The organism is Pseudoalteromonas rubra (assembly GCF_005886805.2).
Lineage (GTDB): Bacteria > Pseudomonadota > Gammaproteobacteria > Enterobacterales > Alteromonadaceae > Pseudoalteromonas > Pseudoalteromonas rubra_D.
This window is the reverse complement of sequence record NZ_CP045429.1, coordinates 909,619-935,172: the sequence shown is the minus strand read 5'-3', so window position 1 is coordinate 935,172 and position 25,554 is coordinate 909,619. Positions and strand designations below refer to the sequence as shown.

The 25,554-nt window shown below is 46.4% G+C and carries 13 protein-coding genes; 7 read left to right on the top strand and 6 right to left on the bottom strand.

Annotated elements, in window-relative coordinates; all coding sequences use genetic code 11:
* Positions 1-159 precede the first annotated feature (159 nt).
* The 7 genes from CWC22_RS04080 (at position 160) to CWC22_RS04050 (ending at position 11,579) form a co-directional block, all read left to right on the top strand.
* Positions 160-2,775, top strand: a complete 2,616-nt coding sequence (locus CWC22_RS04080; protein ID WP_138539649.1) for a hypothetical protein — start codon at positions 160-162, stop codon at positions 2,773-2,775.
* Positions 2,776-2,787: 12 nt separating this feature from the next.
* The gene (locus CWC22_RS04075) at positions 2,788-6,513 is read left to right on the top strand and encodes a DUF637 domain-containing protein (protein ID WP_171045149.1); all 3,726 of its coding nucleotides are present in this window, start codon (positions 2,788-2,790) and stop codon (positions 6,511-6,513) included.
* Between the two features lie 13 nt (positions 6,514-6,526).
* Entirely contained in the window at positions 6,527-7,036 is a 510-nt protein-coding gene (locus tag CWC22_RS04070; RefSeq protein ID WP_138539651.1) for a hypothetical protein, read from the top strand.
* Positions 7,037-7,288: 252 nt separating this feature from the next.
* Positions 7,289-8,326, top strand: a complete 1,038-nt coding sequence (locus CWC22_RS04065) for an IS110 family transposase (RefSeq protein ID WP_138539652.1) — start codon at positions 7,289-7,291, stop codon at positions 8,324-8,326.
* Between the two features lie 558 nt (positions 8,327-8,884).
* Positions 8,885-9,823: a hypothetical protein gene (locus CWC22_RS04060; RefSeq protein ID WP_138539653.1), complete on the top strand. Its 939-nt coding sequence runs from the start codon at positions 8,885-8,887 to the stop codon at positions 9,821-9,823.
* 57 nt (positions 9,824-9,880) lie between these two features.
* Positions 9,881-10,384, top strand: coding sequence for a CC0125/CC1285 family lipoprotein (locus tag CWC22_RS04055; protein WP_138539654.1), 504 nt, complete (start codon positions 9,881-9,883; stop codon positions 10,382-10,384).
* A 133-nt stretch (positions 10,385-10,517) separates the two neighbouring features.
* Positions 10,518-11,579 carry a hypothetical protein gene (locus CWC22_RS04050; RefSeq protein ID WP_138539655.1) on the top strand — a complete coding sequence of 354 codons (1,062 nt, stop codon included), beginning with the start codon at positions 10,518-10,520 and terminating at the stop codon, positions 11,577-11,579.
* A 540-nt stretch (positions 11,580-12,119) separates the two neighbouring features.
* Here the strand turns inward: CWC22_RS04050 and CWC22_RS04045 are convergent.
* The 6 genes from CWC22_RS04045 to CWC22_RS04020 form a co-directional block, all read right to left on the bottom strand.
* Complete coding sequence (locus tag CWC22_RS04045) at positions 12,120-12,473, bottom strand: hypothetical protein (protein WP_138539656.1); 354 nt, start codon at positions 12,471-12,473, stop codon at positions 12,120-12,122.
* The gene (locus CWC22_RS04040) at positions 12,448-19,860 is read right to left on the bottom strand and encodes an FG-GAP-like repeat-containing protein (protein ID WP_138539657.1); all 7,413 of its coding nucleotides are present in this window, start codon (positions 19,858-19,860) and stop codon (positions 12,448-12,450) included. Before CWC22_RS04040 ends, CWC22_RS04045 begins: the two co-directional genes overlap by 26 nt.
* A gap of 330 nt (positions 19,861-20,190) precedes the next feature.
* Entirely contained in the window at positions 20,191-20,583 is a 393-nt protein-coding gene (locus tag CWC22_RS04035; RefSeq protein ID WP_125557919.1) for a hypothetical protein, read from the bottom strand.
* Between the two features lie 63 nt (positions 20,584-20,646).
* The gene (locus tag CWC22_RS04030; protein ID WP_138539658.1) at positions 20,647-21,393 is read right to left on the bottom strand and encodes an SDR family oxidoreductase; all 747 of its coding nucleotides are present in this window, start codon (positions 21,391-21,393) and stop codon (positions 20,647-20,649) included.
* A 95-nt stretch (positions 21,394-21,488) separates the two neighbouring features.
* A complete protein-coding gene (locus tag CWC22_RS04025) occupies positions 21,489-24,713 on the bottom strand; it encodes a S41 family peptidase (RefSeq protein ID WP_171045150.1) in 3,225 nt (1,074 codons plus the stop codon).
* Between the two features lie 132 nt (positions 24,714-24,845).
* The gene (locus CWC22_RS04020; protein WP_010382851.1) at positions 24,846-25,334 is read right to left on the bottom strand and encodes a winged helix-turn-helix transcriptional regulator; all 489 of its coding nucleotides are present in this window, start codon (positions 25,332-25,334) and stop codon (positions 24,846-24,848) included.
* Between the last annotated feature and the right edge of the window lie 220 nt (positions 25,335-25,554).

Sequence of the window (25,554 nt, the reverse complement as noted above, 5' to 3'; positions counted from 1 at the left end):
TATTTCAATTAAACCACAAGACTATTTAGCATTTATCAACAAAGTAAAAGCATTTTACTTTGTCACACCACCCATAATTTCTTTAACGTCAACATTGTACCCTTAATAAAACCATGTGAAAATACAGCACCCAATAGTTAAAAAACAAAAGAGACAGGGATGATCATTAATAAATCAGCCTTCCTATGGAAATTATTATTCACATGCTTACTGTGGCACTGTGCTTTTAATGCGAACGCAACAACTGAGCAGGTGGCAGGGTTCCAATTCACGAAAACATCGGCTTTTTCTGTATCCAGTCATGTCAGTGCAAGCAGCGACTTTCTAGTGATAAACAGCGATTCAGAAACAGTGCAACTTGCATTTGAGCGCTTTGAAGTCACGAACAAACCGCTCCTCATTAAACTTGCAAACACCAGCCAGATTAAGACACTGGTTATCAAGTCTCGCTACTTTTCCCTCAGAGAGAAAATTTCGGTGGTGGGTAAACCCGTCAATATTATGTTTGTTTCTGCATACGGAACAATCACTTGTACTAGCTGTTCATTCGAAAATGTTGAACGCATCACACTTGTGAACGGCACTTATGGATATGGCAGCAGCTCCAGTCGCGATAATATAACAACCAGAGCATCCGGGCGCGTTACCATCAATGGCCTCAGCGCTCCCGGCGCCCACTCACTTGAAGTGATGGCCGATCTGATCAGCACCTCGGGTACTATCGATCTTAACCTGCGCGCACAGCGTCACCCTCAGGGTGGGTTTATTTTCGCTGAAAATGGCGGATATGTACTCGGTTCTGGCGGGGTTAACCTGTATCCGGGCCTGTTGACCATCAAATATCAAGATCTGGATGTTCTGAGCGCGAGCAACAAAACCACCACTTACCAACCTGGCGGTATCTTTAAAGCGGCGAGCATTGGAATCGTTGCAGCGCAACCTGTGACGATTCCATCTGGTACTGAATTCAATACTATGTCCGACGCGCTCTCTACAAGCACGCGACAAGGCCACTTCCATGCCCCGGCAGAAGGGGTGTTTATTCAGATAGCTGAACATGAAAGCGCGGCATTAAAAATCTATGGCAAGCTTTATAGCGATCGTATTATTACCACAAAAACAATAGGTAATACGATTGTATATTCGAGCGCCCGGGTTATTGCTCAAACAGTTAAGCACTTCGCAGACGGATACCTGTTGAATCAGGGCTATATTGATGCGGACAATATCAAAGTTTCTACGGATCGCCTTATCAACTCCGGTACACTCAATGGGGTGAATATCACCGCAGAAACAGAAGGGGATGTGTACAATTCATTTGGTGGTGTGATTCAGGCAGGCAATTTAAGCCTGGATTTGAAAGATGGCGTGTTCACCAATGGCTCACGCACTCATAAACTACACAGACCGACAAAGCAATCTCTTGCAGCGCCCTCAATTAACATCAATAGCCTTAAACACGGCCCTTACACCACTTATGGTACTGCTGGAGTAACACAAAGCCGCTTCAGTGCAAAAATCCATGCAAATACGATAAAAATCGTCGCCAAAGCCATAGAAAACATCAACCCTTATCATATCGAAGAGCCAACGGGAGTTGATTGGAGTCAAGGCATCAGTGTCAACACGACACAATCTGAGCAAGTATCGATTGCGGCAGAGTCGAAGATGGAGCTCAAAGCGAGCAAGTACATTCGCAACACCTCAGCCATCTTGCGCCTGAATCAACAAGGCTTGTTTCACATTGATACACCATTGATATTCAATGAGCGCTACCGCCTGGAGACAACGGCTTACATCATCTCTCGTTATGCTTATACCGAAAACAACAAAGGTAGCCAAGATACGGTAGAGCAAGGTATCGGAACAAAAGTGGCTGCCTACTCTCCCCCAGGGCGGATAGTCAGCTTTGGAGAGTTTGAGATCGGCAGCAAGGCCCCCCCCTCAACCCGGCGTCGTTTTGTTAATGCGTTTTCTTATGTTGAATTGTTCGACAACGCCCGATTCCAAAAGCTTGATTTGGAATCAATCGGTATCAAACTAGGGAAAACAATTGCAAAAGAAGACTTTTATGCAATCAAACAGTGTACTGCCTTTGGTAACTGTGGCGGAGTGTCTGTTACAACCGCTGTAGAAGGTGAAACCTTGCTGGCCATTCATGGCAGTGTTTACGGTATTAACCCCAATATCGCAACTCAAAGCGACCTGACCAAAACAGACTCTGACTCACTGGATGCGACCATAAATGCCAAAATCAAAGAGTATTTCCAAAGGTATGTAAAATACGTTGATAAAGACACGTATGAGGGATACTCATGGCCCAGAGTCATCGATGATAAGTGGGTAAAAGTAAACCTCTATAAATGTGACGGATTCCGCGATCAAGATCATGGCCTGACCAAAACTGAAGACTGTCAATACTCCTCAGTAACGGTTCCATTAAGCACCGTGGTTGGCGCAACCTCGACGGCCGACTTTGAAAACACAGGCTACACCTTCCAGCAAATTACCGACGCTGCGACAGCTTACGCACGATACCGACAAAATACCACAGGCGCAGAAGATTATCGTTGTTCTAATCGTCGCTACCGCTGCACCACACAAAACTTTTCATATCAAAATGCTGTAGTCAGTGAAGCAGGTAAAAAAATCACCATAAGCTACAAGTATGAAATCTCGATTGATGATGAACTAGATGATTTTGACAAACCTTTTATTCGTATGGTTTCCAAATCGACCCTGGTGACAGTGGCTAATTTGATGGCTGGGAAGTAAATGGAATTGACAATGAAAAAAAACAAATTAACTGACAAGCCTGTGCCCTTTTATAAGAAAGCCATCGCTTATTTAAACATTTTTATGCTGCTGGGGCAGATGAGTTTGCCAACCCTGGCATATGCTTATAATGCGTTTGATAAAATGGATACGACGCATTTTCTTAATAGCGAGCCTGCATTCACAAAAATCACAGGCAGTAGCCAAACGCAATATGCTAAATCAGAACATATTGTCGAGCAAACACGCGCTAAGTCAGCTCAAACCATCGCTGGCTTTCATGAGACCTTGCTAAACAACAGAAAACAAGCGCTGCCTGCACCGCAATACATTCCAATAATGCATGAGGACATCAGGTTTATCTTTCCGCATTACCCGCTGGCAAAACAAATTGGTGATCGCTTCGTTCAGGCACGCCTGATCCGCTCACAAATTTATGCTGAGCTGGACCGGAACATGATCTCGCCATCTTATGCTGACGAAACAGCTCAGATAATTCAGCTGTATCAAAATGCTTATGAACTGGCTGGCAAAGCCAGTGTTACCTTTGGTGAGAAGATCTCCAAATCTGTGTATGACAGTTTTGGTAAAGACTTTATCTGGCCAGAGTTAAGAGTAATCAATGGAGAACAGGTACTGTCGCCAGTTGTGCACCTCAGTGCCAACACGTTGAAAACACGGTCCGTAAACGGACACATGGTTGAGTTTACCGGTAGCGATGTCAACTTCAGAGATATCACCGTTAATAGCGGTACTCTGCGCACCGGCAAAAATACCTATTTGCGAACGGCGCGCGATCTAACGGTTAACCCGGGTGCAGAAGTGGCGTCTGACGGCGACCTGAACCTGTTTGTTGGAGGCACCCTAAGAAACCTATCCGGCAGTCTGACGGCGCAACAAAATGTCGATATTATTGCCGGGCAGTATATCCAAAAAACCCTGGTACACCGCTTTTCTAATCGCTATGAGCGCGGCTCCCGATTTGGCCAGATTGCATCGGTTAATGGTGACAATATCCGTATCCACAGTATGGGTGACATCCTTGTTCAGGGCGGGACAATAACAGGCAACACCATCGGGCTGCGTGCCGACGGTAATATTCGATTAATTTCGCAGCAAACCAGCTATGTGAACAATAAACCCGTTGGCGAGTATTCACAGTCCACTTCTGAAATTAAACACCTGACGACTAAGCTCTCTGCCAAAGACAGTATTTACCTGATGGCATCGGGCGGTATCGAGCTTAAAGCCGCAGAGCTGTATGCAGATGAAGGCGTTATCGAACTCCTTGCGGGCCAGGGGATCTTTATCTCCAACGAGTTTAATAAAATTGAAAAGTCGAGTAATGTCAAATGGGGCAAGACAACAGAACAGGAACAAGTTCTTCAGACGGCTGCCATTCGTTCGGCTTTACAAGCTGGCAAGGGAATACTGATTGCCTCGGATTATGGTGATGTAACGCTACAGGCAACCAAGCTTACCTCAGAAAGCGGCACAGAGATCAATGCCTACAACGGTCGTGTTAATCTTTTACTTGCCAAAGAGCAGGATCATTACTTTTACAACAAGGTGAGAAAAAGCACCTGGAAGATAAAGACGGAAACTAAGCAAGATCAGGTCGATACTGCCATTTACAATGAGGTGATCGGTGGGGTTAAAGTACATGCTTCCCACGGTATTACGCTCGAGTTAGGTCAGTATGATGGAGAACTTGTTGAAGATGTCATCTCAGATTTCAGAGGGAAAGAAAATCTTGAGTGGATGGCTGATCTTTATGACGACAACCGTTTTAATAACAATCTAAAAATCGTTTCAACCGAGTTACTGAAAATTCATAAGCATGAAAAAACCAGTAACTTGAGTCCGGCAGCCATGGCTGTTATTGCGATTGCCGTTTCCGTTGCCATGGGTCCAGCTGGCGCAGGATGGATTGGCAGTGGTGCAAATGCCATTGGCCCTGCTTTTAATGGGCTAGTTTCACAAGCTGCAATGCAGGCGGGGGCTGTGACGCTTGCCACTCAGGCTGCAACTGGTTTAGCAAGTGGTAAGGGGATCGACGGTACCATCAAGTCTATGCTTGAGTCTGACAACCTTCGTGCACTTGCGACGTCGATGGTTACAGCAGGTGTGCTTAATAGCGAAACTTTCAAAAGCCTCGAATTTTTCAACAGCGCTAATTTAACTAATGTTGCTGAGCAGAGTCAGACAGCAATTAGCATTGCAAATCAGGCTTCTCAGGCACTGTTAAATGCCACAGCGAGCGCCGCTATTTCTACCATTATCGATGGTGGCGATTTAGGTGATTTCAAAGGCCAAATCCTCGGTAACCTGACCTCTTATGCCATTGCTGAACTGGGTAAACAACTTGCGTCAGAGATTGGTGATGCAGTTCACTCTGATCCACCAAAAATTAACCAGGTTACGCGTTATCTGGCACATGCTGGCGTCGGGTGCTTAACGGGTACACTTACCGCAGCAGCCAGTAACAGCGACAAAGGGCTGGGTTGTAGCAGTGGCGCTGGTGGTGCCGTAGTGGGTGAGTTGGTTGCTGATGCACACAAAGAAATCAGTGGTTACTCCGACTTAGAAAAAGAGCTTAAAGACAAAGATAAAAAACTCCAGCAATTATTGGGTGTAGAAGGGGTTGATGACATAAACAGTCTGACTCCTGCGCAAATGCAGACGCTGGAAGATAACCTGATGGTCTTGGGTAACCTCGACTACAGTAAAGCCAAGCTAATGCAGTTACAGTCCGAAGGGGTTGACCTTGCTAAGCTGGGCGCAGGTCTGGCGGCCTTTATTGCCGGTGGTGAAGTTAATATCGCTGCTAATGCAGGGGCGAATGCGGCCGAAAACAACGGTTTCTGGTTTGTTTTGCAAGGGGCTTATCTGCTTTGGAAAGCTTATGACGCGATAGAAGCTGCCAGAAAGGTGATTGCCATTGGCCAGCGACTGAACAGGGTCAAAAACTTGCCTGCGGGTCAACAGGCAGCAGCTCGCAATGAGCTGATCATGGAGTTAGGCTTTACCCTGCTCGGTGATGTGGTGCTGGGGCAAGCGCCAGAGCAGGTGTTTAAGGCAATTAAGAAGCTGGCAAACAAGACCAAAATTGGTGCTGAGTTGTCAATGCAGTTGGATCAAGTGATTGATTCAATCGAGCGCAAGGTTGAGTTTAAAGTTGCAGGCTATGCACCGGCAAACTACAACAACCCGGATCAAACGGCTCCTGGTGGTTACAGTGATAGTGGAATTAGAGGCCACGATACCCTTAAAAAAAGTGTCATACCAAGAGATAAATACACGCCTGCTGAGTGGAGTCTTCTTAAGCATAATGCAAGTGCACACACGGTTGAAAGACATGGTCCTCATGTTACCGATGAGCACCTGAAGCACAGAGCGAGTACAGGTGTAGCGCCAGATAATTCTAGAACTCAGAGGCCGCCACAATTGTCTTCAAAGTTTGGATCTGACGAGGCACTGAAAGAATCTCTACAAAAGGCGGCGCCTACTGGTGATTTATTTCAGCAAGCGTTGGCTTTAAATAAGGATGCGCAGAGCGTAATTGCTATTTCTTTTGATGCAGGCAAGAGCATGGGTCATGGCTATAAAAAGGTAAATGGTCAGATGCAAAAGGTCAGCAACTTGACTAAAGTGGTTGTCAGATACAAGAAGGACAATAATGGTGTATGGTATATAAATACAATGTACCCTAGTGATAAAGGCGTTAATCCAAATTAAAAAGGTTAAGAAAATGCGTGAATCGAAGCAACATGAAATTCTGGAGTGGGTGGTCTCGGCTTTTATAGACTACTATGTGCCAGGCGATTGTGAAGAAACACCAATTGGCATGATGCAGGAGGCGATAAATGACCATCTTCAGGCGTTTGATATTCAAGGAGGTCGTTTTAGAGTTGTCGATGCGAAGGAGACGTTGGTTAGTGCTTATCAGGAGAGTACTGAGTATTGGTGGCGCCTGAATTGTTATAGCTTTAACACTGACTGCGTCCCACATGAAGCACAGCGCGAGCCTGATATGGGCGTGCAATCCGCCAGTGTCCTTTTCTGGGTTGAATATTTTGGTTTGGGTAAGGAGTTCATGGATCAAGATAAGTTTGATGAGTACTTTGATAAGTACCACCCTGAAATGCTCAAGTTGCTGGTCAAGTGCTGTGTCTGGGATGTCTTATTCCCGGGAGAAACCTTGCCCGGTTATACCGTGCCTACATCCGCAGATACATCGTCCTTTGACTACACTGCTTAAACAGCTTACCCGCGATTCGAAAGCCAGCTTATTTGCTGGCTTTTTCGTTAATTAAGTGCCTGGGTTGTATGGACATCCACTCCAAAGAGGCGGGAGAATTAAAGAAGACACCCACCACTAAACTAGCGTACATGATGTTCTAGATTGAAGTGCACCACTATAGTTTAAGGTGGGTGATGAGATGGACGCTCCTAAATCGGCGTCAATGCGCCAAACTGAGAGTGATATTTACAGTTAACAGGAGCATCCATCGTGAATCAAGTTAGCACATTATCTATAGACCTGGCTAAAAACGTTTTCCAATTACTTGCTGTGGATAAGCACGGCAAGCCCTGCTTTTCTCGACGGGTGAACCGTCAGAAGCTAAAAGAAACCATTCAGAATATACCACCTTGTAGAGTCGTCATGGTGGCCTGTGGCTGCGCCCACTACTGGGGAAGAATGTGTATCAAAGCAGGTCATAAAGCACATCTGGTGCGTGCGCAACACGTTTTCCCTATTGTCAGAGGAAATAAAAACGATAAAAATGATTGCCTTGCCATTTATGAAGCTAGTCAGCGACCTTACATTCGCTTTGTGCCTGTGAAATCAGAATCACAGCAAGCCGTCTTATTACTGCACCGGATGAGGGAAAGGTTAATGAAGGCGCGTACCGCATGCCTGAATCAGACCCGCAGTTTCCTGCTTGAATTTGGCATTGAAACACCTAAAAGTTATCGCGCTTTTTACAATCACATTCAGACCTTACTCGACCAACAACTGCAACCGGTCATTTTGTTGCTTATACACGAAACTTGCGCCGAGTTGAGAGCCTTTGAACGCCAGTTAAGACAGCTCGATTCTTTGTTTCGAGGTGCAAACCAACGCAGTCCGGCTGCTGAAATCATGCAATCCCTGCCAGGTGTAGGCCCAATCATCGCGTCTGCTTTTAGTGCCAGCATAGATAAAGGCCAGGCATTTAATAATGCCAAAGAGTTCGGTGTCTGGTTAGGGCTCACGCCCAGACAATATGCTTCCGCCGATAAAAGCGTTCTGAGCCATATCACCAAGCGAGGGGACAGGTATCTGCGCAAGCAATTAATCCACGGTGCTCGTACTGTGGTCACACATGCACATAAAAAAGACGATGATTTAAATCGCTGGGTTACCGCTTTGCGAGAGCGTGTTGGTGTCAATAAAACAATTGTGGCAACTGCCCACCGGCTGGCCAGGTTGATGTGGATATTACTACAGAAGAATGAACCTTATCAGCCGCAATATACACAATCGGGGGCGACACAATGCATCTAGGGTTAGGTTGTCAGTTAAGCTCGGCATGGACAAGGGTCACTGAACCCGTGTGGGTGTAGTGAGCCACTGACAACCGCTTATCTGTTTGCCAAAGTACGATGAAAAAAGGTCCAACCCTGCCTGCGCTAAACCCGACAAAGGCACGGTCGTTACAGACCGAGTGGGTGTATTAATTTTAGGGTGTGCAGGCTCGGAACTCATTAGGGGCGCTGGATAACCAGTCAAGTCCGGATATATGTCAGAGCAACACATTTATAGCGGACTGGACCAAGCATCAGGCATGGCAACACAGGTAACATAACAAACGGGATAACGAAAACTCGCTACCCCGCAGGCCTACTCGGCTTGACATCGCTGGAGCGTCCATATATGTCTTCGGTTTTTCTTCTTTTCGGTTTTTCTTTCTGTTTTAAAGCCAAAGCTTATGCGGAAAAACTGCAGTTTCTGCGAAGCAAAGGCTATAAAATGAAACCCATTCTGGTCAAAGTAAAGGTACCTAAGCTAAGCCAGGCCAAACCGGGGTTGCGTCAGTGTCATGGTTCCAGCAGGGTAATAAATATGAATAGTAATCCAAAAGAATTAGGTAAATTTTTGCGTAAACGTAAAAGGGCGATAAAAAACCCTCAGAAATACCAAAGTGTATTTGAGGAGAATCAAAATGATATTCAAAGATATATAGATAAAGGGCATATAGAGTTTGACTTTATTGTGCAGGAGAATGAACGTTTGCCATTTTTACCCTGGGAGGAGTTTACATCAGAGCTAGGCATTCCAATTGACTATTACGAAATGTCGGCGCAAACGGCGTTAATTGAGCAAAATAAACTCTGTACAGAGATGCTGGCGCACAGTCTGGGATATGCCTACTTGAAATGTATTATCTCCTACTTTACGCAACAGCGTTTTGTAACCAGGTTTGACCGGGAACATGATGGAGGCGTAGCGCCAGACAGCGTATTCTACCTGGCCATGGCGGTGATCCTGCAACAGCCTAAACATGCCAGCCATATCTTCAGACTATTTGAAGTGGGCTATGCCAGGCACTGGGTTAACCGCTCAAAAAGTCATATCGGGGATTGCATGATTTTGCTGTTTGATGCCGCCAACGGTAGCAAATCCATGACCCCGATAGTGGATGGGTTTGCCTATGCCGATATTGTTGCGGACTGGAATACGGAGGATTTTGACCGCCTGACAACCCATCTGACTCGCTTATGCGACGATCAGGTGACGCAGGTGTCCGCGCCGCCCAGCAAGGACTTTTTTGAGTTTAACAATATGAACTGGGGGTTCACCCCCTACGCCGCACTGATGTTATTGGCACTACGTGCTCAGCATGGTCTGTCTAACCCGGATTTCAGCCACCCCGGATTTGGCAATGTCACACAGCTGCAGCCAGATGCGCCAGTCGCCCTCGTTGAAGACGAGCTACTCAGTCAGCTCCTCACCCGCATACGTGCGCAGGGCTTTGATGAAGAAACCGCGCTACAAGCGTAAAAAGGAACCGGGCGAGTCAATTGATTTGCCCATTATTTAGAAAAGAGAAGTAACATAATGAAGTTGTTAAAAAATTTAGGTTTAGCGTGTTTAACATTGACTGCCGTTGGGTGCAGCACCGTTTCTTACCAGTCTATGGGGATCCGTGGCGGTTACTCTGAAAAGCAAATCAATGAGTACACTTACCGGGTACATTATTCAGGCAATGGCAGCGTGACGCTAGAGCAGGCGATTGAGTTTGCGTTATTACGCAGCGCCGTCATTGCGCATCAGCAAGGGGTTGATACCTTCACCAGCGCAAAGTATTCAGCCAATGTATCGCGCACCTATGCTGGTACACCGGGTGTTTATGTGAATAAGCCCAGCGCGTATCTGGATATCTCGTTGAGCAATGAACAAGCGACAGATAAATCCGTAGCCTGTGACAAGTTTGCCAGTTTGTTTAGGCTTATGGCAATGCAAGAAGCCCCCCGCCCCGTTACACATGATACCCAGCGCTGTATCGAGCAGGTGCAACAAAAATACCAGCTCACTGAGCAGCAGATATTTGATAAAAAGTGAGCGGTCGCATACCAGCGAAACTAACCCTGGGATGTGTCAGTCTTGTAACTATAGTAAAGCAGATTTCGCAAATAAGATGGCTGGGGCAGATATCACTATGTACGATGATGTATTTAGAGAGAAAAAGTAATAAATGAATGAATCTAAAGTGTTACTAAATAAACTGCTGGGTCCCAGAGACCCAGCGCAGGCTAGGTGTATTGGCTTTTCAGCTAGTGATATTGAAAAGCTCCTGACGTGCGGCCCTGTTTCATTAAATAGATATACACAGTTTATTACGTTTCTTTCTGTCATGGGATTGGAAGATGGCGGATTGTTAGACTCGGACACTTTGCTCCACTTTCACCCTAGACAGAGTTTCATGGAAGTAAACAACCTGTCTGAGTTCCTTTTTGAGGAGTTGAGTGACAACCACTCAATTCCGCAAGCTGGAATCTACCTGTTGGAAATCTGTGATGCAGAATATTTTTATTTTGACTGTGAGCATAACAATCAGCACGTGTACATATATAATAAAGCTAGTAAAAGTGTTCGGGATTCCGGCTGGGATTTCTTCACATACCTGGACAAACGTTGTGCTGCAGATAAATCAAGATTTCATCCCACCAAACGTTGCACCCGCTACCGGGAAGTTGTGCCTGAGCAGCTGCTAGCCATAAAAAACGCGCCTACTGAAAAGCAAGTCTCAGACTTTCTGAATTTGATGAATCATACACAGGTCTTTCCAGGCATAGCCCGACTGAAAGGGTACAGTATGCAGGAGATAGCCAAAATCGAAGCGTTATATAATATTGAAGCGAAAGGAGAGCTTCTTCTTTTTCTCTATACAATGGGTATAAACCAAGGGGGAGCACTACCTCCAATACCAGCCATACACAATAGTATGTCCTCACATCTGCATGCAATGAAGGAGTTGAGAGAATGGCTGGAAGAATACGACAGACCTGACTTAGCTGAAGCTGTATTTGCCTTCGATTTTGATGAAGAGCTTGATTGCTTCTTATTCTATACACAGCACGATGAAGGTGTTTACTACATAAACAGTAATGCTGACGAACTCTACAAAGAATTCGACTCTATTTCAGATATGCTAGGAAAGCGTGCTAAAAGTATAGAAAAGCATGGCATCAAATACCCAGCTGAAAACAGTGACTGTATTCGACTTTTCCATTTTGAAGCCGGCGCTCTTGGCTGAACTAATTTCTCCTCAAGTGGAGAGTGATACAAGGACAGCCGCACTCAGCGGAATTCTAGCTAAAGTTGTGTAATCACCACATGGACATCTACCCAAACTGGCGTACAAGCTATGCGCTTTCATTCAAGTGCCAGTTTAGGGTGGATGCTCATGTCGTATTATAAGCCCACCCAATAGACAGGCTTATAGTACTCAGCAGCTAAATAACCCGATATGCTCGCCGGGTTATGTTTAAAGCGGCAAAGTTTTAGCGTAAAAACTACCCCCCTGTTGTGATTCAATAGGCGGGACGCCACTTGTAAGCTTTGGAAACCCTAATCGTAGCGCTGAAAATAACATAAACCTGGAGGCAGCACCAAAACTCCCCGTTACCACACAGGTTCTCAGCCTGTGACACAAATGCAGCGTGACTAACGCATCACTCTGATATAAAAAATGCCCCTGTTAACAGGAGCATTTTTAGATAGATGCAAAATAAAGAGACAGGCTCACTCTATACTTTGAGTATGAGCCTATAATTCTTGTATTCAACACTAAATGTTAAGTATCACTGCTGAGTTTGTCACTTAAACCAATAAGCTTACTTTTGAAAGCAAACATATATATGCCCACCCCTAGTAACATTGGAATATGGTACTCATAAAAAATACTAAATGAGCATATTACCAATGCTAGGAGGTAGTTAGCCGTAAGTGCCAACTTTAAGGTGCTGTCCTCCAAAATCAATACCCTTAACCTTTTCCAAACTGCCAGTACAACAATTCCGACCAATAAGAATAAATAGGTTTCGATAGCGGCTTTTGTAGCCGCTATCAAAGGTAAAAAGAACAGACACGCCAAAGCAATAGCAGAAGCGATTGTCCGGCCATCATTCTCCGGGAGGCTTTTCGACATAATTTGTCATACCCTGAATAACGCCTGTACCATGCACTCCATTAACTACACCAATATTGTCCATTGTCTGACCTAATGGTTTATATATATACTGGTATGATTTGCCTACAGGGCCTAACAGCATACCGATTGCATTTTGGGTATTAGGCACTAAGCCATACGCGATAAATGACAAGAATGTCGAACTTAACATAGCCGTCATAGTCCCAGGAGCACCTACAACCAGTGCAGCGACGCCAACAGCAGAAGCCCATTCTTCATTGGTTGTTTCATTGTAACTCTTCATATCTTCACCAGTTTGTGAAGGCAGATAACTCTCCGAGAAACTTGCAGGTTTTGAAAGTGGGTCTACCCAGTAATACTTGCCATCCTTACCCATCCTGCTAACAAACCCTTCTGCTTTATAACCCAAAGGACGTTCCCGGCTTCCATATTTAACCGCACTTCCTCCTTCAGCGTTGTACCACCACTGCATCGCTGAGGTGACCGCGCCATTAGCGAACTTACCACCCGTGAGTTCAGAGACCGTACCTCCAACGAGCCCAGCAATGATAGTCCGGGTGTAGGCATTGCCAAAGTTCGTGGTCTTAGGATTCATAAACCCTTTCATACTCGCCGACACCATCGAGCTGACAAAACCATGACCAAATTTACCCCCTTGCAGAACTGACGTGATCCCGCCAACCATGGCATGGGAAGCCACATTGGCCAAAGAAGTGAGCCCTCCCGTCTCAAATGGCAGGGCAGTACCTATCACTTCAGAAACGCCTATTGTCACGCTGGAGATAACATATGCCTTCAGTGCTGCACCGAAACTGCCCGTTACCGCATAGGTTTTTAGTCCCTGATATAACGGCAATGCCCAGGGCGCATATATCCCCAATGCAATACTGACCGCCGCATCCAGAATTGGGATCTTCGCAATGGCTTTAAGTAATGAGCTCAGTCCCGTGATCTTCATTAACTTCTTCAGGAAGTAACCGCTCGGGTCGTTGTAAGTCAATGGGTTATTCAGCACATAGCTGTAACGGTTATGGCTTTGCGTTAAATCCGGAAACTGAACAAACGGATCCGCCTGTAAGAATCGACCCAGATTAGCATCGTAGATACGCCCGTTCATATGTATGACCTCGAGCTGGTCTACCTGCTCGTGCCCGGTAAAGGCGCGCATCTGTGTCAGTGGTAACAAACTGCTGCCCATTTCAGAGGCCGCATACACCCGCTGCTGTTTACCCCAGGGGTCGTAAATGTACTGTGCAATCGCACTGCCGCTGTCATTGGTCACCAGTACGGTTGAGCCCAGCATATCGCTGTGTGCAACCTGGGTTTTTTGTGCCTGACCCTCAACCTGACTGATAACCACACCACCGGCATACCAGCGATGCTCAATTTGCGATGGCAAAGTACTGCCACTGCTGTCTTTACCCCCAGTCTGCTTGATCAGCTCATAGACCTTATCAACGTAGTACACCTGTTTTGTTTGTGAACTGCCATTCACCAGTTGTACGTCTTTACGGTAATAGCGGTTACCCGCCTCATCATAGCGGAATTCAGTATAGGTATTACTGTCTTTGGAGATTTTATAAGGCTTATCAAACTGGGTGTAGTAAAAACGGCGCTGACCATCGTTAACAATGTTGCCATGGCTGTCATACGACATACTGTAGCTGCGCTTACCACTTGCCCCGGAAACAGACGTCAGCTGATACGGGTTATTGGTATTCGTATAGTGGTAAGTCCCGACATTGGTATTGGTTTTGATATTGCCATATGCATCATAGCTATAGGTTTGATTCGCCAGGCGCAATGACACACCATAACGGGTGCTGGCATGGCTTACCGTACGGGTTTCCAGGCGCTGCAGGCCGTTATTTTCATAGCCAAATGACTCGGTAAATTTGAACGAATCGTTACCCACGCCCGGCTCATAATACTGACTGATACGATGACGCGTAGTGCCACGGATATCATGCTTATAATTCACCGTATACAGCGTCTGAGTAGCATTTGAAATAGAAATTGAGTCAATAAAGGCACTGTCTTTTTCAAACGACTGGGTCCGGGATACCCCGCCAGCAAACGTCTGCTGCGTCACCCGTCCCTGTGCATCAACACGCTCAATTTTGCTCAACAACTTATTCGTGGCGGCATCATAGTTACTGCGCAACTGACCATTTGTGTAATACGACTTCACAAACATGCCATTTGGCAGCGCCACCTGGCTAACCTGACCCAGGCTGTTATAGCTGGAAACAGACTTAAACTCACCACCAGCATTTTTAGTCACACTGCTTTCAGGACGACCTAAATCATCAAAAGTGTAATGCTTGCTGATGCTTGCCGTATTATTGGCAATTAAGTTTTCGCAGCTTGCCGCTGAGCCTGTCACACGGAACTGATAAGCGTCTGTCAGTTTACCTATGTTACGCGCAGATTTGCTGTTGCCATACACATTACAGCTGACCAAGGAACGACCAGATACGGTTTTATCCAGCTGAACGGTGCGTGATACCTGACCCAACTTATTATAGAAGGTCTCTTTTGTTTCAGAGCGGCCGTTCACCTCTTTCACAACCTCTCCGAAACCGTTGTAATACTGTTTCCAGGTTCCTCGGCTGGGATCTTCTACCTTAATTTTTCTGCCATAACGGTCGTAGTGAGTTGTGGTTACAGTGTTTTTGAACTGTCCTGAGCTACTATTATAAACCGCATTGGTTGTGCTCACTGCGTTACCTAACGCGTTGTAGTTAAATTTAACACGGTTCACAATATCCGGATTAGAGCCCGTATAAGGATCTGTCTTATACAATGTACGGCCCTGCACATCCTGCATTTCATCGCGTTTGTAACTGGTTGCGCTGTAGTTATCATTACTGCCACCCACATCCGTGGTACGGGTTAAATGACCCAGATACTGAACGCTTGTCACTTTGCCACTAGGTAGCGTCGTTTTTTCCAGACGATTGTAGCTGTCAAAATCAAAACGCGTCGTGTACTTAGTCTCTCCCAATTTATAAGGCAATGTCTTGGTGATCGGGTTGTTGTGCTTATCGTAGGTGATATCCTCGTACGCCACACTCCCATCGACCAGTGCTTTGGTATTGCGCACATTGCGGCCATATATATCAAATACCTGATACTGCGCAGCCACACCTGGCTGAGTGGATTTAGTATAGTAGCGTCCGTTCACTGATGAGCACAGCGAGCTGCTGCCACACGATAAGGTTTCACTCTTCTGATAATTACCATCCGCAAAGTGAATCTCTACCACTTCTCCCCACTGGTTCAGAAGCTGTGTTTTTGACAAGCCATTGGGGCTGGTTTCCGTCACAGAAACAATGCGCCCATCCGGGTTGCTCACACCATTATATAAAAACGTGACTGCCTGGTTTAGCGCATTCGTCTTTCTGACAATCAGCTCACCCGTACTATCATACTGAGTATACGTAGAACGCGTCTCTGAGCCCGCGGTGACATCAGTTTGCTTCACATTACCAAACGCATCGTAATGCAGTGTTTTCGTGTACTTGTTACTGGCATCACAGTGATTCACATCATTGCGGCTAGTCACGCTGTCAGAGCATTCTGGGGCAACCGTTTCGCTTTGCAGCATCAAGTTATCGTAGTAAGTAAACTCGGTTTTACGGGTCAGATTGGAATAAGCCAGACCCTGCTTAGCATATTGCAGCTGTCTCACCGAGCTTGACTTTAAGCGCCCATGTCTCAGATAGTCCGCACCCGTATAATAGGCGTTAGTTGAACTGGTGATGTGCGCCACAGTCCAGCTATCCTGACCACTGCCAGTTGGCATATAGGTCGCCGTCGTATTACTGGTCAGGTTACCCCACTTGTCAGTCAGTCCTGAGTCATAGCTGTTGGTGACCATAATCCGCTTGATGGGACGACGGGTGCCATCGGAGCCTACCTGCCAGCCTTTTTCATCACTGTGGCGAAGATAAACGAATAATGACCCCAGCTTATCGGTATGCTGATTCCAGGTAGAGGTTGCATGCGTGATCAGATGATCGCCGGCATAAGACTTGGTGAACTGAGGCTTGCCCGTCAGTGGCCAGCTCTGATGATAGCGCGTCGTCGTTTTGATGTTCGTTTGCGGATCGGTAGTTTCTATTTCATAGAAACCCTGAGGCCCTCGACCCAGTTTATCAATCTTAAACCCTGAGTATTTGTATTTAACACCCACTTGCTGGGCCGATGAGCCACTGCCATTAGAGTCCGAATAAACACTACTCACCAGCCACATACCAAATTTTGGTGAGAAGAAGTTCGCATTTACCTTACCTAAGGTATTAAACGCCGGTAAATGGGTGTACACCGCGTCGTCTGATATCTTCTTATAGTTAATATCCGTTTCAACACCGAAACCCGTGGTGATTTTAGTCAGCTTATGTGAGGCAACACTGGCGCTCAGCATCGTATTACGATAATGCGCAAAAGTTGCATTGGACGTCGCAGCAGTACTACTGCGCAACACATCAACCAGGCCATCACCATCTATGTCACCAATTTTAAGCGTATGACCAGTGCCTTTTAATTCACCACCCAGTTTGATTTCCGTGTAGCCAATACTGGTGGCGCTGGTTGTTTTCCCTGTCCAGACCGTCGCCTGCATCCCATCAGTGTAGGTCGTGTCAACCCAGATATAGCCCGTGTCACAATTACGCCATGACGTGGTTGCCACTTCCTCTGCTAACGCAGGTACTTCAGGCTCAATACCATGGGGCTGGCCATCGCCTACCCAGCGGCAATACCCCTCACGATCTACTACTCGAGCATGATTAAGCGCGATAATATCAGCAATATTATCCTGGTTTACATCAGCAAAGTGAACGTTGCCCCGGTAACTCTCAGTGCCCATTTTTTCAGAGAGTATCGACAAACTTTTTGCCGATTGTAACGGTGCTGCCGCATTGCCGGTACCCAGGCGATACTGCCAGCCATTGTTTTTAGCAAATACCAGATCAGACAGGCCATCACCATTTAAGTCAGCAAACCGAATGTCTTCCACACCACTGAAGTCATACTCGAACTTGCTATACTCATCCGTGCCTTTACTCAGTAATAGTTTGTCTTTGTAGGCAGTTGTAGAGCACCCAGGTACTCCTTGATAGCGTGGACTGTAAGTCGTTTTCAGTCTAACAATAAAGTCGGACACACCATCTGCGTTAATATCCGCACTTTTGGTGAATTTACGCTCTATTGAATAAGACGAGTTACACCCCTGGCTACTCCTATCTGGAGAAAAGTCTGCAGTGCTAAACTCATAGAAATAATCAAGTGCGCCGTAGTCCCGGCCCAGTGCGTTATTAGATTCTATGTTCTTACGATAGGCCAGCTTTCTGCCATAGCTGGATAACCAGTCAGACAAGCCATCACCGTCAATATCGACGAACATAGTAGAACTTGAATACCCAGGCGCCAGTGCCACAGCCGAGCTAAACGAGAGTCGTTCAACATACTCATTTGGATAACAAATCCCTCTGCCTTGCAATTGCGTAGCGCTCAGGCTGGCTGGCTGAGAAAACGCTTCGGTACGTACGCTATCTGCTGACTGTACTTGCTCTAAATAATCAGCATGCATCAGATCTGCACCGTAAGGCTGCACACCATCATCACAGATCATATCCGACACCGTTTGCGTAGCAGGCTGATAGGCCTTTGCATACCACTTGGTTGTCGAGCCCGACGTTTGTGCATAGATGATATCGGTATAACCGTCACCGTTCACATCCGTCAGTTTAAAATCATTAACCGACTTCAGGTTTGAGGTGATCACATCTGTATCATGACCTGCGATCTTAACGCTCAGTACTTTGCCCGTACTATTGGTATATAAGAAGTCCGAGCGACCATCGCCGTTAAAATCCGTCAGTAAGGTCGTTGTTCTTATTCCTGAAGTTTGGTTTGCAGCGACAGCAAACCCAACATCGCTGGTGTCTTTTTTATAATCAAACGTAAGTGCATACTTACATGACTTATCAGCACTGATTGAGGTACATTCCTGAATGCTGTCAATATAGTCATGCTTACTACCATCACCATTGATATTGTAATAACGGTATGCCTCACCGCCGCGTGTAACCTCAATTCCCGAGATGCGTTTTACATTCGCCACCTTACCCCCATAGGCGTAACCATATTGGCGGGTATTACGGTCAGTGTAATCAAAGTTAACTTTTACTTTTCCATAAGCAATATAGTTCAACAGGTGGTAGCCAAGGCTCGTATTGGTGGTGTAGTGATAGGTAATTTTATTGCCGAAAATATCACTGACTTGTTTCAGCGCCCAGGTGTGTGCCCCTTTCGCTGAACTGCCAGCCGGTTTGACAAACGCATCACTGTCACTGCTTAACGACGTGTCGCCGTAGTATTTTGTATCGCCATCTTTGGATTCAACAACAAAGCCTTTGGGTCCGGTGTTACTGCTATCTGTACCGATTGCTTTAATGGTCATAAAGTTAGACAGCTCAGTGCGATAGGTGCTGTTTGCCGCACCATAAGTGCCACTGACCAGGATCAGACGATTACCATCTAAACAATATCCGTCGCTCTTTTGCATTCTGACCGCTTGTTGCTTACCGTCTGTTGCAATGTTTTTTGTACATCGGGTAATGGCAGAAGCAGCTGCGACATTCCATCCATACCCGGCATTACCGACGCCCGCAGCAGAGCTATAAGAGATAGAAACCGACGGCTTGATGCCACCAGGGCCCTTAGGTAAAGCCACAGGTATTGAGTAGGTTGCCTGACCCGTCTCATCAACCCTAAAGTTGCCCGCAGTGGTATCTATTTTGCTGGCTGGCTCTACTGCGCCTTGTCCGGTGTATAAGAAAGTGCCATTTGCCGATGCCAGGAAAACTTCTGAGCCGGACTTCACATCCAATCGACCGTCACCATTGACATCAATAAGTTGATAATTATTAGCTAAATTGGTACCCGACGGCAGCTTAAGTGCACGGATCGCGCCCGACTTGGTGCCAATCGAAATGAGACTCGCATCATGATGAGAAGACGCATCGGTGAAAAGGACATAATCTCTGGTACCGTCACCATCTATGTCTTGCCAGCGCAGGCGCTCTGTTAGCGAGGCGCTAAGCTGAAGCTGAGATTCTATGGCTCTAAACTGTGATTCATAGAGTATTTCACGGGTCCACTGACCGTTACTGTATCTCAGTTTGAGTAACCCCATTGTGGGGTAGACGTATAAAGGCACGTCTATTTCACCGGCAATTAAGACAAACTGCTTAGGCGACTGAATATAGATATTTCCCGAGCTATCCTCATAGACACTGGGCGACTGTGCAACACTCGCCTGTGCCAGTGAGGAAAACAGAAATAACAAGCTTATTATTTGTATTATTGTTTTCATATTTTCAAAATCCCTGACTGATTTTATTTACCTTAAAGAAACAAAAGACAATCTCTCTGAACAAAATTCAGACGATGATTATACCTAAAGCAGGAAAATGAACAAATGATTAATAATGAATTAAATTTCACGAACAGAAAGACATGACAGATAACAAATGAACAATATAAATATTTACTTTGCCCAACGGATAAACGTGCCGGTAACAAAACAGCCTAGTAACCAGGCAATCCTTACTCGCGCCAGGACCTGTTCAGCCCTCACAGAAGCCAAGTTAGTTACAGAGTGACTGAAGCAGTTCCGCACCACAAAAACCTTCCCACTGGCAACCTATAGCTTGAGCGCCACAACAAAATGTTTCATCAATATTTCATCGCTGTACGCGCTCAAATCAGATAGTACCATCAGCTTTTCTCCGTCTTTGGCTATCAGGTAACTGTTCCCAAAGATATCGATCATGGCACCATTCAAAAGCACGACTCGCTCTCGGCATTCGCCCTGCTTAATTTGCGGGTATATATCACTTTGCCAGTCTGGCCTTTTTAATAACTCCAGTTTGTCGGTACGTTGCTTTAGTACATCAGCGACATTGATCAGTTGGCACAAGGCGATGATGCGTTTGTCATGAAGTGCTTCTTGCTTCCAATAATTGAACAACAACGAAAAGCTCAGAATCAACAGAGCCAGACACATCAAGCAACACCAGAAGCACACTGTACGCATTCATTTTATCCCGTTATTATCTCATTTATTATGTTGCTCGCTTCCATCGGCTATCTCTTTAAGCTATTTCCCACCAGCTAAATCAATAAAGGTACCTGTCGCATAGCTTGCCTGATCACTGAGCAACCAGGCGATGGCACTGGCCACCTCTTCGGGTTTACCACCTCGTTGCAGTGGCAAGTATGAAGCCAGCCTGTCGACTCTGCCTGGTTCACCACCATCGGCATGAATATCGGTATAGATACATCCCGGACGGACACAATTCACACGGATCCCGTCTGACGCGAGCTCCAGAGATAAGCCGCGCGTGAAGCTGTCAATGGCGCCTTTGGCTGCCGCATAGTCTACGTACTCATTTGCGGCTCCAAGATAGGAAGCCGCCGATGACACATTCACGATGGCACACATGTCCGCCTGATGATATGCACGGATCTGCTTAAGCACCTCTCTGGCGCAGATAAAGTAGGGCGTTACATTGGTGCACAACATCTGATTAATGCGTTCAGCTGTCATGTCTTCCACGCGTATTTGAGTAGCCAGCACTCCGGCATTATTGACCAGATGTGAGATAGGCCCCAATTGTGATTTGATGTCTTCGCATAGCTGAACCACCTGTGCCTCTTCGCAAATATCAGCGGCAAAGCTATCCGCAATGCCCCCTTGTGCGCGGATCTGCGCAACCACCTGTTCAGCAGCCGCATGGTTAGATTTATAATTAACGGCTACCTGATAACCCTGTCCGGCAAGCAACTTGGCGCTAGCCGCACCGATCCCTCGGCTGCCTCCCGTGATTAAAACGACTTTTTTCATTGTTGTTATTTCCCATATAAAAAGGGGTGCTCTGCACCCCTTTAGATTCATTTTTAACGGTCTGGACAACTGTCCAGACTCAGCTAATGCGGCCGTTACCGGCCAAATTCAGTTGGTGCTGGCGGCACAGTAAGTGGCGTCTTCGGATTTGCTTTCATTTCTTTTAGCAGCTCCTCAACAGCGCGCTCTACTGACGGATCTTTACCGGCGTGGATCAGCTCTGGGCGATCAATGACTTCGATATCCGGGCTCACACCCACATCTTCGATGATCCAATTACCCTCATTGTCCAGAATACGGAAAGTCGCAGCAATTACCTGACCACCGTCAACCAAACGAGGATTACCCGAAATACCGATCAGACCACCCCAGGTACGAGTACCAATGAGTTTACCTAATCCCGCCTGACGGAAGTAGTAAGGTAACGCGTCCCCGCCCGAACTTGAATAGCCATTGATCAACATGGCTTTCGGTCCATCATGGGCAAATTGCGGTGTTTTAGTTGGCTCAACACCACGGCGTTTCCAATAGTTCAATGGTTTGCGAGCCAGCCAGGTAATCATATGCTCAGGTATAAAGCCACCGCCATTGTAACGATCGTCAATGATCAGTGCATCTTTGGTTGTCTGCGGCATAAAGTGCTTAAACATCGCACGGTTACCTTCAAACAAAGTATTTGGTAGATGAACGTAACCGATACGGCCGCCTGACAGTTTATCGACATATGCCATGCGAGAATGAACCCACTCAAGGTAACGCAGGCCGCCTTCACTGGCACTTGGCTTCACTGTTACCTGCCAGGCTCCATCCAGGCTTGGTGTGTTATTAAGACGCAGTTCAACCTGAGTCCCCTGAGTATTTTCAAGCAGCTCATAGAAATTACTCACGGAGTTAACCGCTCGACCATTCACCGATACAATGTAATCGCCCACACTGGCGTTCACACCCGGCTCATCTAGCGGCGAGCGGAACTCTTCATGCCAGTTCTCACCCTGATAGATTTTTTCAATGCGCACAAAACCTGAATTGTGGGCACTGATCTGAGCCCCTAATAAACCGTGCTTTTTGCGCTTGGCTTTCGGCTCGTCACCAGACTGAACATAAATGTGACCCGCATTGATTTCACCAGCAATTTCACTCAGAACATAATCCAGATCGTTGCGATGTGCCACCGCATCGGCCAAAGGCTGATAGCGCTTCAAAATGGCATCCCAATCCTGACCATGGTGATTTTCATCGTAAAACCAGTCTCTGAGCGTCCGCCAGCCTTCGACATACATTTGTTGCCATTCAACTTTCGGATCGATCTTGAGCACCATGTTACTCAGGTCAAGTTGTGTCGCTTTCAGATCTTGCTTGGCTTCGGGCTTAATCACACTATATTTTCCGCCAGCCCTGACAATCAGATGTTCACCACCAGCAGCCAGCTTGTAGGCCTGTACGCCCTTAGCAACTGTTTGTACTTTGCCATCCTGTTTGGTGGGGATCAGCTTTAGTGAGCCTTCAGACAATGTCAGTACACCGCCCTTCACACCACTCAGGTCACCATAACTACCCGCTTTCGCTGGTAATGCGACAACCCGTGACATAAAGCCCTCAACCTGTAGCTGGTTATCTGCTTTGCTGTCGTCGGCCTTTTTGCCTTTCTCTTCACTTACGATTGCCGCTTCATCGCTGCTGAACGCACTTAGTGAAGTAACCTGGTCATTCACCGCAACGGCATACAAACGGGTTGCGTTGTTATACAAATAAGCAAATTCATACGAGCTGAAAGTCAGATTGAAATCGCGCTCTGACGTGAAATACAGGTATTGGCCATCTGGTGAGAATGCAGGGTTCTGCTCATTAGTCATGTCATCTGTAAGACGACTGAGCTTTTTACTCTGCGTGTTGTAATGCCACAGCGATGCATACCGGTTGGCATTGTTCTTCACAAAGATCAGATCTTCGCTGTTGGGAGACCAGGTATATTGTGTGATACCATCGTCATCAAATTTACCGGTATCAATTTTATGCAGCTCACCCGATTTAGCGTCCAGCCACCACATAGTGTGGTTCTTGTCAGCAAACAATAGCTTTGAACTATCAGCAGACCAGATAGGGTCAAATCGCCAGATAGTGCCGTTGCTGGTGAGTTGTGTGACTTCGTTATTGTTGGCGCGATCTTTTAGATAGATCTCATATTCGCCCGATACATCACTCATGTAAGCGATATAACGGCCATTCGGTGACCAACTGGCTGAAATTTCACGACCCTTGTCCGTCATACTCAAGTTACGAGTCGTGCCCTGCTCTACTGGCACTGAAAAAACTTCACCACGTGCAGTAAATAAGGCACGCTTACCGTCATGAGACACATCCATTGAATCAATGAATTTGCTGACATTTTTGGTATAAGGCATGGCGTACTTACGCACCCCTGGCACATTAATAGTCAGCTTTTCAGTGGCTTTGGTTGCCTCATCAAAACGATACAGGTAACCGCCATTTTCATACACGATGGCATCAGGTCCAGCTGAGGGCCACAGCACATCATAGTCACTGTGGTTAGTCATTTTAACTGGCGCTTTCCCTTTCCGGTGCTTGTATAAGTTCAGCGTATAATCGCGATCAGAAACAAAGTAAATACTGTCATTCACCCAGGTTGGCTGCTGATCGGTTGCTCTATGCTCTGTAAGCTGCTCAGAGGTGTTGTTTTCTAAATCATACACCCAGACATCCTGTGCACGACCGCCCCGGCTGCGTTTCCAGGTTCTGAATTCACGATCTATCGGTGTATATACAAACTTTTTGCCATCGGGTGACAGCATACCCCCACCACTTTCAGGGATTGCAAGAGGCTGCTCCAGGCCACCATCTGCGGGGATCATATAAGGGCGACCCATGCGTTTCCCCCAAGGAGTACGATTGGCACGGAATACGATATGTTTGCCGTCCGGCGTCCAGTCAAAAACACGATAGTCAAAACCGCCGCGCGGTGGCATTGGGCCCACATCATTGTAATACGTCAGCTGCTTCAGGTTAGAGCCATCCACGTCAATCACATAAATTTGTCGGCTACCATTGTATTCGGCAGCAAAGGCGATGCGTTTGCCATCGGGAGAGAATTTGGGAAACGTCTCAAAGCCAACATGGTCAGTCAGGCGAGTGCTGTTACCCGATTTAGTGTCGGCAATGTAGATATCGCCACCATATACGAAGGTAACCTTGTTCTGATGAATATCAGGAAAGCGCAGTAAACGCGTGTCCTCTGTTTGGTATGCAGCGGCCAGCGGTGCTGCCACAGCCGCAATGGCGGCAACTAGGTGCTTGAGTTTCATAAGCCTCACAAGTTAGTTTTGTTATTTTATCTCATTTATAATAACAACTCTGTTCCTAATTACAGCTAACTTGCGGTCAAAAGCTTGTTACAAAATATGAAACCCCAATGATATTGCCCAACTCAACGCCTATCACTGAAAGTTCAACACCTCAACGCCCATGTCTTCTTTAACATGTTCAATCACCATATAAGTGTGATTGGTGCCAACACCGGGGATCTCGACGATCTGCCCCAATACCTCTCGGTACTGGCGCATATCCTGTACCCGTATCTTTAGAAGGTAGTCGAACCCACCCGCCACCATGTCACAGGCGACCACGTTGGGGAGTTCCAGTACATGTTCCTTAAACGTTTCAAACACTGATTCGGTCGAGCTTTTCAGGGTGATCTCGACATGGGCCACCAGGTGCTGACCCAGCTTAGCGGCATTTAATCTGGCAACATAGCCTTCAATATAGCCCTCCGCTTCGAGCTTTTTCACCCTATCCAGACACGGGCTGGGGCTCAAATTAACCGCTTTGGCCAGGTTTACATTGGAAATACGGGCATTCTTTTGCAGGATATCCAGGATAGCTAAATCAATCCTGTCGAGCACCCGGGTTTTAATTGAAGTGGTCATTCAGCATAAAATTCTGCACAGCTTGGCAATTACCCGCAAATTTACCGTAATCAAAAAAAATAAGACAGCATATTCTGCTGCCTTTTCGATAGAATGTCCCCGAAATTTGACGTAACCGCCACACCAGAGACTTATTCGTGGCAAACCATTTATTAGAACGCGAGACTGGCTAAAAGTTGAACACCTCTAAAGGTGTGTTAAGGTTAGCACTATGACCGCA

Bases quoted from the DNA above. Each gene is read 5' to 3' on its own strand.
- CWC22_RS04030 (WP_138539658.1), bottom strand. From the start codon at position 21,393: ATGAAAAAAGTCGTTTTAATCACGGGAGGCAGCCGAGGGATCGGTGCG.
- CWC22_RS04045 (WP_138539656.1), bottom strand. From the start codon at position 12,473: ATGTCGAAAAGCCTCCCGGAGAATGATGGCCGGACAATCGCTTCTGCT.
- CWC22_RS04035 (WP_125557919.1), bottom strand. From the start codon at position 20,583: ATGCGTACAGTGTGCTTCTGGTGTTGCTTGATGTGTCTGGCTCTGTTG.
- CWC22_RS04020 (WP_010382851.1), bottom strand. From the start codon at position 25,334: ATGACCACTTCAATTAAAACCCGGGTGCTCGACAGGATTGATTTAGCT.
- CWC22_RS04055 (WP_138539654.1), top strand. From the start codon at position 9,881: ATGAAGTTGTTAAAAAATTTAGGTTTAGCGTGTTTAACATTGACTGCC.
- CWC22_RS04050 (WP_138539655.1), top strand. From the start codon at position 10,518: ATGAATGAATCTAAAGTGTTACTAAATAAACTGCTGGGTCCCAGAGAC.
- CWC22_RS04075 (WP_171045149.1), top strand. From the start codon at position 2,788: ATGAAAAAAAACAAATTAACTGACAAGCCTGTGCCCTTTTATAAGAAA.
- CWC22_RS04070 (WP_138539651.1), top strand. From the start codon at position 6,527: ATGCGTGAATCGAAGCAACATGAAATTCTGGAGTGGGTGGTCTCGGCT.
- CWC22_RS04080 (WP_138539649.1), top strand. From the start codon at position 160: ATGATCATTAATAAATCAGCCTTCCTATGGAAATTATTATTCACATGC.
- CWC22_RS04040 (WP_138539657.1), bottom strand. From the start codon at position 19,860: ATGAAAACAATAATACAAATAATAAGCTTGTTATTTCTGTTTTCCTCA.
- CWC22_RS04025 (WP_171045150.1), bottom strand. From the start codon at position 24,713: ATGAAACTCAAGCACCTAGTTGCCGCCATTGCGGCTGTGGCAGCACCG.
- CWC22_RS04060 (WP_138539653.1), top strand. From the start codon at position 8,885: ATGAATAGTAATCCAAAAGAATTAGGTAAATTTTTGCGTAAACGTAAA.